Origin of the sequence: Aromatoleum toluclasticum ATCC 700605, assembly GCF_000378245.1 — a bacterium.
GTDB lineage: Bacteria > Pseudomonadota > Gammaproteobacteria > Burkholderiales > Rhodocyclaceae > Aromatoleum > Aromatoleum toluclasticum.
The window spans coordinates 127090-140471 of the sequence record NZ_KB899495.1 but is presented as its reverse complement, the minus strand read 5'-3'; the positions used below and the strand labels follow the sequence as shown (position 1 = coordinate 140471).

Annotated in this window: 13 protein-coding genes; 9 read left to right on the top strand and 4 right to left on the bottom strand. The window is 65.1% G+C overall.

Annotated features, from left to right (window positions below):
• Window positions 1–34: 34 nt before the first annotated feature.
• The 6 genes from F464_RS0110100 to F464_RS0110075 all read left to right on the top strand — a co-directional run bounded on the left by F464_RS0110100 (window position 35) and on the right by F464_RS0110075 (window position 3959).
• Complete coding sequence (locus F464_RS0110100) at window positions 35–1045, top strand: phosphotransferase family protein (RefSeq protein WP_018989684.1); 1011 nt, start codon at window positions 35–37, stop codon at window positions 1043–1045.
• Window positions 1045–1446, top strand: a complete 402-nt coding sequence (locus tag F464_RS0110095; protein WP_018989683.1) for a DUF6285 domain-containing protein — start codon at window positions 1045–1047, stop codon at window positions 1444–1446. Before F464_RS0110100 ends, F464_RS0110095 begins: the two co-directional genes overlap by 1 nt.
• Window positions 1446–2150 (top strand): histidine phosphatase family protein, encoded by a 705-nt coding sequence (locus F464_RS0110090; RefSeq protein ID WP_018989682.1) that lies wholly within the window; start codon window positions 1446–1448, stop codon window positions 2148–2150. The genes F464_RS0110095 and F464_RS0110090 overlap by 1 nt, the downstream gene beginning before the upstream one ends.
• 364 nt (window positions 2151–2514) lie before the next feature.
• The gene (locus tag F464_RS28215) at window positions 2515–2712 is read left to right on the top strand and encodes a hypothetical protein (RefSeq protein WP_198292254.1); all 198 of its coding nucleotides are present in this window, start codon (window positions 2515–2517) and stop codon (window positions 2710–2712) included.
• Window positions 2713–3306: 594 nt separating this feature from the next.
• A complete protein-coding gene (gene vapB / locus F464_RS0110080; RefSeq protein WP_018989680.1) occupies window positions 3307–3543 on the top strand; it encodes a type II toxin-antitoxin system VapB family antitoxin in 237 nt (78 codons plus the stop codon).
• A complete protein-coding gene (locus tag F464_RS0110075; RefSeq protein WP_018989679.1) occupies window positions 3543–3959 on the top strand; it encodes a type II toxin-antitoxin system VapC family toxin in 417 nt (138 codons plus the stop codon). Before vapB ends, F464_RS0110075 begins: the two co-directional genes overlap by 1 nt.
• Before the next feature lie 833 nt (window positions 3960–4792).
• Here the strand turns inward: F464_RS0110075 and F464_RS0110070 are convergent.
• From F464_RS0110070 to F464_RS0110055, 4 genes are all read right to left on the bottom strand, one after another.
• Entirely contained in the window at window positions 4793–5347 is a 555-nt protein-coding gene (locus F464_RS0110070) for a PaaI family thioesterase (protein ID WP_018989677.1), read from the bottom strand.
• A 41-nt stretch (window positions 5348–5388) separates the two neighbouring features.
• The gene (locus tag F464_RS0110065; protein WP_026295897.1) at window positions 5389–5712 is read right to left on the bottom strand and encodes a hypothetical protein; all 324 of its coding nucleotides are present in this window, start codon (window positions 5710–5712) and stop codon (window positions 5389–5391) included.
• A gap of 77 nt (window positions 5713–5789) precedes the next feature.
• On the bottom strand, window positions 5790–6575 hold the full coding sequence (locus tag F464_RS0110060) for an SDR family NAD(P)-dependent oxidoreductase (RefSeq protein WP_018989675.1): 786 nt from the start codon (window positions 6573–6575) through the stop codon (window positions 5790–5792).
• A 5-nt stretch (window positions 6576–6580) separates the two neighbouring features.
• Window positions 6581–8071 carry an efflux transporter outer membrane subunit gene (locus F464_RS0110055; RefSeq protein WP_018989674.1) on the bottom strand — a complete coding sequence of 497 codons (1491 nt, stop codon included), beginning with the start codon at window positions 8069–8071 and terminating at the stop codon, window positions 6581–6583.
• 122 nt (window positions 8072–8193) lie between these two features.
• Between F464_RS0110055 and F464_RS0110050 the strand changes: the two genes are divergently transcribed.
• The 3 genes from F464_RS0110050 (at window position 8194) to F464_RS0110040 (ending at window position 13130) form a co-directional block, all read left to right on the top strand.
• The gene (locus F464_RS0110050; protein WP_018989673.1) at window positions 8194–8811 is read left to right on the top strand and encodes a TetR/AcrR family transcriptional regulator; all 618 of its coding nucleotides are present in this window, start codon (window positions 8194–8196) and stop codon (window positions 8809–8811) included.
• An 84-nt stretch (window positions 8812–8895) separates the two neighbouring features.
• Window positions 8896–10026: an efflux RND transporter periplasmic adaptor subunit gene (locus F464_RS0110045; protein ID WP_040394884.1), complete on the top strand. Its 1131-nt coding sequence runs from the start codon at window positions 8896–8898 to the stop codon at window positions 10024–10026.
• The gene (locus F464_RS0110040; protein WP_018989671.1) at window positions 10023–13130 is read left to right on the top strand and encodes an efflux RND transporter permease subunit; all 3108 of its coding nucleotides are present in this window, start codon (window positions 10023–10025) and stop codon (window positions 13128–13130) included. Before F464_RS0110045 ends, F464_RS0110040 begins: the two co-directional genes overlap by 4 nt.
• Window positions 13131–13382: the final 252 nt, after the last annotated feature.

The following is a 13382-nucleotide window of genomic DNA, read 5'->3' as shown; positions in this document are numbered from 1 at the left end:
TCGCATTTCCGAACCACGGACGAGTGTGCACAACATGAACGAACAGACGCGCAGCGCGCTGGAAGAATTCATCGGACGGGAAGCCGGTGCCGACCGTGTATCGATCAAGGAGGCGAAGCTCCTCTCGGGGGGCTCGATCCAGGAAAACTGGTTCATCCAGGCCGAGGTCGCGGGCGGGGCGTTCGCCCCCGAACTGAAGCTGGTCGTGCGCACCGACTCGCCGTCCGGCGTGTCGGGCAGTCACTGCCGCGCGGAGGAGTTCGCGCTCCTCAAGGCCGCCTACGCCGCCGGCGTGACCGTGCCGGAGCCCTTGTGGCTATGCCGCGATGCGAGCCTGATCGGTAAGCAGTTCTTCGTGATGCGCTTTGTCGGCGGCATCGCGGCCTCCCACGTCGTCGTGCGCGACGCGACGCTCGGCGGCGACCGTCGCGTGCTGCTCGAACGCCTCGGCGCGGAACTCGGTCGCATCCACTCGATCCGCCCGCCGCGCGAGGATCTCGCGTTCCTGCCGTCGCCGGGTTCGTCGCCCGCGCTGCAGCACGTCGCACGGATGCGCCGCTTCCTCGACGCCCATCGCACCGCGCACCCCGCGCTGGAATGGGGCCTGCGCTGGCTGGAAATCAACGCCCCCGAGCGCGGCGAGCTCGTCCTGTGCCATCGCGACTTCCGCACCGGCAACTACATGGTCGACGAGAACGGGCTCGCCGCCATCCTCGACTGGGAGTTCTCCGGCTGGGGCGATCCGCTCGAGGACGTCGGCTGGTTCTGCGCCAAGTGCTGGCGCTTCGGCGGAAAGGGCGAGGCGGGCGGCGTCGGCGCGCGCGAGGACCTCTATCGTGGCTATGCGAACGTCACCGGGCGCCGCCTCGAAGACGAGGATATCCACTACTGGGAAGTGATGGCGCACCTCAACTGGGCGGTGATCGCCGTGCAACAGGCCGAGCGCCACCTCTCGGGCGAGGAGACCTCGCTTATGCTGGCGCTGACCGGCCACATCGTGCCAGAACTCGAATACGAAATCCTGACCATGACGGAGGCCCGCTGATGCGCGACGAACCGACCGGCGAACAATTGCTCGAAACCGCGCGCAACTTGTTGCGGGAAGAGATCCTGCCCGTGCTGCCGCCCGAGCGGAAGCACGCCGCGCTGATGATCGCCAACGCCATGGCCATCGCGATGCGCCAGTTGAAGAACGGCGAGGACGGCGAGCGCAGGGAACTGAGGTCGCTGCGGAGCCTGCTGGGCCACGCCGGGCGGGACGCGTCCGCGGGAGCGGCCGACCTGCGCCGGCAGCTCAATGAGCTCGACCGCGAGTTCGCGCATGCGATACGTGCCGGACGGGCCGACGCCGGTGCCTGGCACGACGCGGCGCGGCAGCATCTGCAGGAAACCATCCGCGCCAAGGTCATGGAAAGCAACCCGAAGTATCTCGGGGGACAGGGCTGATGAGCCGTCTGCCGGGTACGGAGCGTCGCCGGCGCATCTACCTGATGCGCCACGGCGAGGTGCAATACTTTGATGCCGACGGACGCCCCATAGACCCGCGCCACGTGACGCTCACCGAACGCGGATGCGAGCAGGCGCGCGCGGCGGGCGCCCTGCTGCGCGAGGTTCCCTTCGACGATGCGGTGATTTCCGGCATGGCGCGTACCGCGCACACCGCGAGCCTCGTGCTGGACGGACGGACCGTGCCGGTGCGCGACGAGCCGCGCCTGAAGGAGATCCGCGCCGGGCGGCTCGCGGCGGTGCCGCCGGAGCGGCGCGACGAGATCATCACCCGCGCGTACGAACGGGCCCCGGAGCCGGACGCGAGCTTCATTGGCGGCGAATCCTGGACCGACTTCCAGCGTCGCGTGCTTGAAGTGTGGCTCGAACTCGTCCAGGCGGACGGCTGGGCCAATCTGCTGATCGTTGCCCACGACGCCGTCAACCGCGTCATCCTGAGCCATGTCGTCGGGGCCTCGCTGCACGGCCTGAAGGCCTTCGAGCAGGAGCCCGCGTGCATCAACATCATCGATGTCGATATCGCAGGAGGGCAGGTCGAGCGTGCGTTCATCCGCGCCGCGAACCTGACGCCCTACAACCTTGCCGCACAGGCCAACCATCACACGGTGATGGAACGCATCTCGGCGCAATTCAAGGCAGGCTGAGGGGCATTGCCGCGGGTGTGTCGACAAGGGGGTCGTCAACAGGCGCACAGGGCCGCGGTGCGAGTCGGGCGGCGAACCCCGGGGTTTTGCGCGCGACCCGCACGCGGTCGGCTCCACTTTGTGAAGTTGTTCGCGCCGGGCTGACCGCGTTACTCGACGAGGCGCGGCCTTGAAATCGTCAATTTCCAATTGAAGCTCAGTGGTTGATCTGCAACTCCACGGAACCATGGTCCGAGCGTCAAGACTGTCTCGGGTTCGGGCTGACGCTTACCGAAATAGGGGCGCATCGGTGCAATCGCGACTGCGTGTCGGCCTGGACATAGAGTACGTAGACCCACTGACGAACCCCGCTCACGCGGACAAGGTGCTCGAATTCAGACGCAAGCAGGCCGTTGTCCTTGATGCAGCCACCGACAAGCGGTGGCTGATCGCGTACGTGGCTATCGATCTCGACAGCGCCGATGTCGAGATTCGCGAGAAACCCGCGCAGCGCCTCGGACGCAACGAAGTGGCGGGGCGCCTACAGCCTGCCCCATCAGATGCTCGATTCCAGTGCGGCTGACGCCGAGGTGCTGGAACTGGAAGTAGTGTTGGCGCCGTCGCCGGATCGGACGCCGCGCGAATGAGCAAGCACGCGTGGGTGTTTGCCTGCGTTTCCGTCGTGGCGCATTCGGCTGGCGATCCCAGCCATGACCCGTATCAAGGGGGCGATCACAGAGATCAAGGTTGCACGCCGCCTACGACCACTTGCGCCACGCGGTCGAGTACGCGCAAAGCGGCGATTCCGCCCTGAAGGCGCTTCGCCGCGTGCTTGATGGTTTTTTGCGGGATCTGCAGGATCTACAGGTGAAACGCGTGCTTGCAGGGAAGGCGAAATTGTGGTGCATCGATCCAGGGTCTGGTCGAGGGAGGTCGGATGTCTGACTGTGTGCTGACCGCATCAGAGGCGGCTACCACGTCGCCTGCGGTCGCTCCGTGCACTGCCGCCTATAGGATACGGCCCGTGGCCGGCCGTCGAATTCGAAGGGGTTTGGTTCGGGATCCGATCCCCGTGCATGCCAGAATCTGTCGTCTGGTGGGTGTACATCCGTGTATTTACAAAATGGCTCGCTCGATCTAGTGTACATACATAGTACATCCGCTACAGGAGATTGATATGCACACCACGCGTGCATTCAAAAACGGCAATTCACAGGCCGTGCGCATTCCATCGGACCTGGCTTTCGAACGCACCGACATCGAGCTGGAAATCGAACGCGTTGGCGACGAGTTGCGCATTCGTCCCGCTCGTCGGTCTCTCGCCGGTGTCATGGCCAAGTTCGCGAGGTTCTCCCCGGACTTCATGGCTGAAGGTCGCGGCGATCAGGAGCAAACCGAAAGGGATTCGCTGTGATGGCGCGCTACATGCTCGACACCAACATGTGCATCTATCTGATGAAGAACCATCCCGAGGAGGTCGCTCGACGTTTTGCGCAGTGCTATGTGGGTGATGTCGTGATGTCAGCGATTACCTTTGCCGAACTTCAATACGGGGTCGCGGCCTCAGCGGATCCAGAGCGCGAGCGCGCCAATCTCGACGACCTCGCTCAGGATATCCCGGTCATGCCGTTCGATGCCGAGGCTGCACTTGCGTACGGCCCGATCCGGCTGGCCTCTCGCGAGAGCAAGAAGGATCATCTCGACAAGTTGATTGCAGCCCATGCGGTGGCGCTCGGCGTTACGGTCGTCACCAACAACGTGAAGGACTTTGCAAGGTACCCCGAAGTGGTGACAGAGAACTGGCTCACGCCAACTGAACCGGAGCATTGACTGCCGGCCGGAGAGCTTCAACGCAAGCGTCATTTCGAGGTCGCTTTCGCGGCCAAGGCCCGATGAGCCAGCGTAGCGCCTGTAAACAAGCGGTGGGACTGCTGTTCAGCCTCTCAGTGTAATCGAGGACCCATCGGATCTTGCCGAGGATGCGGCCGTGCGGCTGCTCTCGCTGGCCGATTCGAGGGGGGATCACTGAGTAACGCTCCGTGGTGACTGATGCTGATTATGGCAATGAAATGGCTCAAGTTGCGCCTAACGACTTTCAAAACTCCGCCGCTGTTCCGCGCCGTTACTGGGTTTGGCGAGACGTTGTTTTGAAAGAAAAGTGACGTAAGTGTATGATGTTATAGGCTTATGGCCCAGTCTTGTGGCTCCAGGTGTCACCGGTTCTATCCCGGTATGTCGCCCATATATTCAAGCACTTGCGGATCTTTGGTAAGCCAAGGACATATTACGAAGAGTGACGCAAGTGCCTGTTTCGGCTGGTTTGAGCACTGAACGCGCACTCGCTAGCAGGGGGCGCAAAGGTGCAGTTCCAGTCGCGCAACGCTGACGGTGCGCCCGGAAGCGATTGCGGCGCCAACGGCCAAGCGTTCTGCACGGTCTAGCTCGTTGAGTACTTCCACAGCATATGCTACATCCGAGCGGCTCCCGTTCGCATTGGATAAATCTCGTAAGATCCCAGGCCTGACCGAGCCGTCTACTCGGGTGTTGGTATCAAGTCGCGATGTGCACCAGTCGATGCAGGGATGCAACGGTGCGTCGATCACGGTAGGACAGGGGAGAAGGATCACGTGGTCGCGTCGATCGCATCGCAGGCGTCGAATCTTCTATGAAGCTTGGTCAAAGACCAGGCAAGTGGTGCTCGCGTGGGCATAAAGCCTGCCGTCCGGTCCGATAAGCCGACCTTCCGCGGTCGCAACTTGGCGGCCGCCGTGGACCAGCCGTCCTTCCGCACGGACGAGCGGCACCGCGTCTGTGAGCGCGCGGACGAGGTTGAGCTTCAGTTCCAGGGTTGTGTACGCCTTGCCGGCCGGCAGCGCGGAATGCACGGCGCATCCCATCGCGCTGTCGAGCATGGTCGCGAACCAGCCGCCGTGCACCGTGCCCATCGGGTTGAAGTGGCTGAAGCCAGGCCGTCCCTGAAATACTGCCAACCCTGGCTCGACGCAAAGCAGAATGAAGTCGAGCGTGGCCGCCATCGGCGGAGGCGGGATCTCGCCGGCGAGGAGCGCCTGGAATATCTGCAATCCGCTGCGCCCGGCGAGCTGGGCCGGTGAGGCCACGCCGGGAGCCGATTGGAGACGGGCGCGCACGGCCGCTTCCTCGGCCCGCCAGTGGGCAAGCGTTTCGTCAGGATTCATCGCGTCGGTTGGCGCTGTCATGAAATCAAGTCCTTGATGTATGGGTATGGAACGGGGTCGGGCTACTCACGGGCGCTTCCCAGAATCGAGCGGCGTGCGCGCTCGTGCGGGTCGATCGTCGGCTGCGATCCCGTCGCCAGCGCAGGCCGGAACGCGACACTCGTCCCGGTCGATGCGACGATTCGCCGACGAGCGAGCTCATGCGGATCCGTCAGCGCCAAGGTCGCAGGTGCCGTCGTGTTGGGGGTGGCTTCCGAATGCTGCGTCGCGCTCAGTATCAAGTGCCGCGCCTGCTCGTGCGGGTCCAGCGTGCGACCGGGATCGGCCAGCGCGCTGTCGGCGGAAAGGATGAGGGCGATGCCGGACAAAGCCAGGATGGGTTTCATCATGAGTCTCCTTTTGGGGGGGTGAAGGCGGCGGACGGGATCGTTGGCGCTGGGCACCGCTTGGCCGGAAATACGTGTCATCCGTTCATCGCACGCGACAAAAAGGCCTGGTGCAGCCAGCGTGGCGTCGCCCACGTGAGGATCACGAGGGCCTTGTTCGCCCAACCCGGCACGACACTGATGCGTCCGGCCTGCAAGGCGCGGATGCCGGCACGCACCACGGGAGGCGGCTGCATCATCAAGCCCTTTAGTGCGGGGGTAAGCGTCATCTGCGCCGCGGTCGCGAAGCCGGTGTCCGACACGCCTGGGCAAAGCGCCGTCACCGTGACGCCATCGCGCTTGAGCTCGCGATGAAGCGCCTCACCCAGACGCAACACGTAGGCCTTGGCGGCGGCATAGACGGCGAAGTTCTGCACGCCCTGGTAGGCCAGCAGGCTCGCCACCAGCAGGATCTTCCCGCGTCCTCGCGTCCGCATGTCTTGCGCAAAGACGTGGGTGACGGCGGTCAGGCTCGCGACATCCAGTTGCACCATCGCCAGCGTTGCGGCGAGCGGGCTATCCGCGAACGGCCCTTGCAGTCCGTGACCGGCGTTGTTGATCAGGATGTCGATCGCAATGCCCCGCTCGCGGAGGCGCCGATGCAGTTCGGTGATCGCCGCAATATCCGAGAGATCGGCCGCCTCCACCACGACCTCGATGCGGTACTGCCTGCGTAGTGCCTCGGCGAGGGCTTGAAGACGGTCCCGCCGGCGCGCCACCAGGACCAGCGAGTGGCCTTGCTCGGCATATTGGCGGGCGAACTCCTCGCCGAAGCCGCTCGATGCGCCCGTGACGAGCACCCATGAATTGTTCGTTTTGGCCATTTGGCTTACCTGCGGTCAGTAGTGGAAAGCTTGCTGTAGAGGCGGTCGTCGCTTGCATGGGGTGCGTCCCAGCCGCCGCCCAAGGCCCGGAAGGAGGTAATGGCGGCGCGCGCCGCCTCTGTTTGCGCCTGTGCCTTCGCGTCGCGCGCCTGCAACAGGCTGCTGTCGGCATCGAGCACCTCGATCAGGCTGACGACGCCACCTTGGTAGGCGGCAAACGAGTTCTCGCGCGCACGGGCGAACGACGCTTCACCTCGCGTCAGGATGCCGAGCTGGGCCTCGCGTTTGACGAGGGCAGAAAAGGCGTTCTCGACATCCTCGGCCGCCCGCAACACGGCCAGGCGGTAGGCCGCCAAGGCTTCGGCCTCCTGGCCGCGTGCGGCGGCGATCTGCGCGTCGACGCGGCCGAAGTCGAACAGGCGCCAGCGCAGTCCGAGGACGCCCTGAGCCTGACTGGCGGGCCCGGTGAAGAGGTTGCCGCTTGCGATCGCGGTGGCGGCGCCTACCAGCGCGGCGAGCGAGAACTTGGGGTAGTACTCCGACACCGCCACGCCAATGCGCGCATTGGCCGCAGCCAGGCGCCGCTCGGCGACGATCAGATCCGGCCTGCGCCGGATCATCTCGGCTGGGGTGCCCGTCTCGGCCAGCCCCGGAGCGACCGGGACCGGCGCCACCGCGGCCAGCTCCGTGCGCCAGGTTCCCGGCTGCACGCCGAGCAGCACGTCCAGCGCGTTCATCGCCGAATCGAGGCCGGCTTCCAGTACGGGGATCTGCGCCTCGGCCTGGGTGAGCGAACCCTCGGCCTGGTTTGTCTGGAGCTCGGCGGCGACCCCCTTCTCGTACTGGAGCCTGACCATGGCAAGCAACTGGCGGCGAGTCTCCACCTGCTGTCTGGCGATCGCGATGCGCGCCTGCAGGCCCCGGATCGTGACGTACACATCCGCCGTCTGCGCGGCCACTGCCAGCCGTGTCGCCACCGCGCCGGCTTCGGAGGCCTCGTACGCGGCGTGTGCCGCCTCCTGCCCGCGCCGCAGGCCGCCGAACACGTCGATCTCCCAGCTCGCACCGAGGTCGGCCTCGTAGGCGCTGCCGCTACGGTCGAAGCCCGGTGTGGCGTCGAGCACCTGCCCCAGCGGGGTCTCGACGGACTGGTAGGCTCTCGCAGCGCTTGCACTCAGATTGGCGGCCGGCAGCAGTGCCGCATCGGCGTAGCGTAACGACGCGCGCGACTGGGCGACACGTGCCGCCGCTTGCGCGATGTCCAGGTTTTGTTCGAGGGCCAGGGAGACGAAGTGCGTCAGTTGAGGATCATTGAAGGCGGCCCACCAGGCACGGAGGTCTGCCTTGTGCTGAACCTGCCGGCGATCGATACCTTCCTTTCCGAGGAAGACAGACGACAGCGCGATCTCGGGCTGCCGGTAGTCGGGCCCGACGGCGCAGCCCGTCAATGCGCCGATACTCAGGACAAGGGCGAGGGAGCGGGGGTAGGCGAGCATGAGAGTCCTTCAGGGAGTTGAGTTGTTGCGGTGACTAAATTCGATATTAGTCACTATAAGGTGACTGTCAACTAAAATCGTCACTAGTTGAAAAGATAGGACCTGTGAGGTATTGTTTTTCCATGAGCCAAATCCCGTCTTCCGCCCCCGTATCGCGCGGCCCCGCCGACCACAATGTCCGAGACCAGATCGTCGAGGCAGCGGGCGAACATTTCAGCCACTACGGCTACGAGAAAACCACCGTCTCCGACCTGGCCAAGGCCATTGGTTTTTCCAAGGCTTACATCTACAAGTTCTTCGATTCCAAGCAGGCGATTGGCGAGGCCATCTGTTCCAAGACCTTGAGTGCCATCATCGCCGCGGTCGAAGAGGCGGTGGCGGGCGCGGCCACGCCGACGGAAAAATTCCGCAGACTGTTCAAGACCTTGGTGACGACGGGCGTGAGTCTGTTCTTCAACGAACGCAAGCTGTACGACATCGCGGCGTATTCCGCCGGTGAGGGATGGCCGTCCGCCCGTGCCTACTGTGAGCGCATCCGTCAGATCCTGACGGAAGTGATCCGCGAAGGGCGGGAGAGCGGCGAGTTCGAGCGCAAGACCCCGCTGGACGAGACGGTGCATGCGATCGATCTCGTCATGCAGCCCTACGTGAATCCGCTCCTGCTCCAGTACAACCTCGATGTTGCCGAGGAGGCCCCGGCGCAGCTTTCGAACCTGGTGCTGCGGAGCCTGGCCCCGTAGTCGGTTCAATAATTGTACTAGTGACTATTGACATGAATGGTCACTAGATGGAGTATGGAGGCCTTCGCATTCCCGGAGGTCGCCATGCTTCAGCGCCGTAGTCTTCCCTTCTTCACCGTCGTCGGTCTGTTGCCCTTGGCTCTGGCAGCGTGCAGCGACGCCACTTCTTCAGTCGATCCGCGGACCGAGACTCCCCTCGTGCGGGTTGGGGCGGTTGCCGCCGCCGAGCAGGCCGAGCGTTCATTCACCGGCATCGTTGCCGCACGGGTGCAGAGCGACCTGGGTTTCCGCGTTCCCGGCAAGATTCTGGAACGCCTCGTCGATACCGGGCAGGCGGTCAAGCGCGGCCAGCCGCTGATGCGCATCGATCCCACCGACTTGCGACTCGCTACCCGCGCCCACGACGAGGCCGTTGCTGCCGCCACGTCGCGCGCGCGCCAGACCGCGGACGATGAGGCGAGATACCGCGATCTGGTCTCCGCGGGTGCGGTCTCGGCCTCTGCCTACGACAAGATCAAGGCCGCCGCCGAGTCGGCCCGGGCGGAGCTCAAGGCGGCCCAGGCCCAGGCCGACGTGGCGCGCAATGAAACCGGCTACACGGTCCTGCTCGCCGACGCGGACGGCGTGGTGGTGGAGACCCTGGCGGAGCCGGGGCAGGTCGTCGGCGCCGGCCAGGTGGTCGTCCGTGTGGCGCATGCCGGGCGCCGCGAAGCGCTCGTCGAGCTCCCCGAAACCCTGCGCCCGGCGGTCGGATCGGCGGGGCGCGCGGTCTTGTATGGCAACGGCCTCACCGGCGCTGCGAAACTGCGCCAGTTGTCGGATGCCGCCAACCCTCAGACACGGACTTTCGAGGCGCGCTATGTGCTCGAGGGCCGTCTGGCCGACGCACCGCTGGGCTCGACCATTTCCATCCACCTCCCGTCCGACCGCGCCACCCCGGCGCTGCAGGTACCGATCGGCGCAATCTTCGATCCGGGCAAAGGGCCCGGCGTATGGCGGGTCGAAGGGGAGGGCGGGGAGGGGCCCCGGGTCAGCTGGCGCGCCGTGCAGCTGGCCGGCCTGAGTAGCGAATCCGCCTCGGTCGTCGCCGGCCTCGCAGCGGGCGATCGCGTCGTCGTGCTCGGCGCGCATCTGCTGCACGAAGGCGAGCAGGTGCGACTCGCGGACGGCGGAGCCGCGCCCAGCGCGGCCGACAAGAGTGGGGAACTGAAATGAGCGCCTTCAACCTCTCCGCTCTCGCCGTACGCGAGCGCTCGGTCACCCTGTTTCTGATGCTGGCGATTTTCGTCGCCGGCGTCGTGGCCTTCCTGACACTGGGCCGGGCTGAGGACCCCGCCTTTACCATCAAACAGATGACCGTGGTCACCGCCTGGCCCGGGGCTACGGCCAAGGAGATGGAAGAGCTGGTCGCCGAGCCGCTGGAAAAGCGCATGCAGGAACTGCGCTGGTATGACCGGACCGAGACCTTTACGCGACCGGGCCTGGCCTTCACCACGGTGTTCCTGCTCGACAGCACGCCGCCCGCCGATGTCCCCGAGCAGTTCTATCAGGCGCGCAAGAAACTCGGCGACGAGGGGCTCAAGCTGCCGCGTGGCGTCATCGGCCCGCTGGTGAACGACGAGTACGCCGACGTGACCTTTGCGCTCTATGCCCTGAAAGCGAAGGGCGAGCCGCATCGGCAGCTGGTGCGTGACGCGGAGACCATGCGCCAGCGCCTGCTCCACGTGCCGGGCGTCAAGAAGGTGAACATCATCGGCGAGCAGGCCGAAAGGATCTTCGTCGAGTTTTCCCATGACCGCCTCGCGACCCTGGGCGTCTCTCCGCGCGACCTCTTCGCTGCGCTGAACGGGCGCAACGTCATGACGCCCGCCGGCTCGATCGAAGCCAAGGGCCCACAGGTCTTCATCCGGCTGGATGGCGCCATCGACGATCTGGAGGCGATCCGCAATACGCCGGTCGCGGCGCGCGGGCGGACGCTGAAGCTCGGCGACATCGCCGAGGTGAAGCGGGGCTACGAGGATCCAGCCACCTTCCTGATCCGCAACAACGGCGAGCCGACCTTGCTGCTCGGCGTGGTCATGCGCGAGGGTTGGAACGGCCTGGATCTGGGCCGCGCGCTGGAGGCGGAAGCGGTGACGATCAACGCCGAGATGCCGCTCGGCATGAGCCTGTCCAAGGTCACGGACCAGTCGGTCAATATCCACTCTGCCGTCGGCGAGTTCATGGTCAAGTTCCTGGTCGCCCTCGGCGTGGTGATGCTGGTCGGCTTCCTCAGCATGGGGTGGCGCGCCGGCATTGTAGTCGCGGCCGCGGTTCCCCTGACCCTCGCCGCAGTCTTCATCATCATGGCGGCGACCGGCAAGAATTTCGACCGGATCACGCTGGGCTCGTTGATCCTGGCCCTGGGGCTGCTGGTCGACGACGCGATCATCGCCATCGAGATGATGGTCGTGAAGATGGAGGAAGGCTACGATCGCATCCGCGCCGCGGCCTATGCGTGGAGCCACACCGCCGCGCCGATGCTCGCCGGAACGCTGGTGACGGCGATCGGCTTCATGCCGAACGGTTTCGCCAAGTCGACCGCCGGCGAGTACACCAGCAACATGTTCTGGATCGTCGGCATCGCCTTGATCGCCTCGTGGATCGTTGCCGTCGTGTTCACGCCCTACCTGGGTGTGAAGCTGCTGCCGAATTTTTCGAAGCACGCGGGCGGGCACGGGGCCATCTACGCCACGCCGAACTACGAGCGCTTCCGCCGGCTGCTGGGCTGGGTAGTCCGGCGCAAATGGCTGGTCGCGGCGAGCGTGATCGGCGCCTTCATTGTCGCGATCCTGGGCATGGGCGTGGTCAACAAGCAGTTCTTCCCGACCTCCGATCGGCCGGAAGTGCTGGTCGAGGTGCAGATGCCGTATGGCACCTCGATCGAGCAGACGAGTGCCGCCACCGCGAAAGTCGAGACCTGGTTGGCCAAGCAACCTGAAGCCAAGGTCGTCACTGCGTACATCGGCCAGGGCGCGCCACGCTTCTTCCTGGCGATGTCACCTGAATTGCCCGATCCGTCGTTCGCCAAGATCGTCGTCCTCACGGGCAATGACAAGGAACGGGAAGCCCTCAAGTTCAGCCTGCGCCAGGCGGCGGCCGACGGGTTGGCGCCCGAGGCGCGGGTGCGCGTGACGCAGATCGTGTTCGGCCCCCCTTCGCCATTTCCGGTGGCCTTCCGCGTCATGGGGCCGGACCCGGACAAGCTGCGCGACATCGCTGCAGAGGTGCGTGGCGTCATGCAGAGCTCTGCGCAGATGCGGACGGTCAACACCGACTGGGGCGCGCGCGTGCCAACGCTGCGTTTCTCGCTCGACCAGGACCGGCTGCAGAGCCTCGGCCTGAGCTCCAGCGACGTGGGCCAACAGCTTCAGTTCCTGCTGAATGGCATCCCGGTGACCGATGTGCGCGAAGACATCCGTTCGGTGCAGGTCACGGCCAGATCGGCCGGAAGCACGCGGCTCGATCCGGGCAAGATTGCCGATTTCACGCTGGTTGGAGCCAACGGCCAGCGGATTCCGCTGTCGCAGGTCGGCAGCGTGGAGGTGCGCATGGAAGACCCGATCCTGCGTCGTCGCGATCGCACGCCGACGATCACCGTGCGGGGTGATATCGCCGAGGGCCTGCAGCCGCCGGATGTATCCACCGCCGTGTTGAAGGATCTGCAGCCGATCATTGCCGAGCTCCCGGCCGGCTACCGGATCGAGCAAGCGGGCTCCATCGAGGAATCCGGCAAGGCCAATCGCGCCTTGGCACCGCTGTTTCCGATCATGATCGCCCTGACGCTGATCACGATCATCTTCCAGGTCCGCTCGATCTCCGCGATGACGATGGTGTTCGCCACTGCGCCGCTGGGCCTGATCGGCGTCGTGCCCACGCTGCTGGTGTTCGGGCAGCCGTTCGGCATCAACGCGCTGGTCGGTCTGATTGCGCTGTCCGGCATCCTGATGCGCAACACGCTCATCCTGATCGGCCAGATTCGCGGCAACGAGAAGGATGGGTTGGCGCCTTTCGACGCCGTGGTCGAGGCCACCGTGCAGCGCGCGCGCCCGGTCATCCTGACCGCGCTCGCCGCCATCCTGGCGTTCATCCCGCTCACGCAGTCGGTGTTCTGGGGAACGCTGGCCTACACCTTGATCGGTGGCACCTTCGCCGGGACGGTTCTGACCCTGGTGTTCCTGCCGGCCATGTATTCCATCTGGTTCAAGATCAGGCCGGCGGCGGGAGACGGGCAGGCTGAAGCCGTTTCCGGGATGCAAACGGAGCCTGTCGCAGCCTAGCGGAAGAAATCGGCGCGCCGGCCCCCGCAGCGAATGGCCGGCGCTCCGCCACCATTACTACGCTACACCCTACTCGGCGCCCCGTGCGAGCGAAGGACTTGGTCCGTCATATTGAAGAGAGTCTTTTGACTACCGGACGCGGGCATAACGACCGACGTTTGGAAGTCGTCTTGATGCACAACCATGCACGATTCACCAAGAGCCTTGACGCATGCGGCTTCAGGGCGCTTGCGGATTTGAGGATCGAAGGCT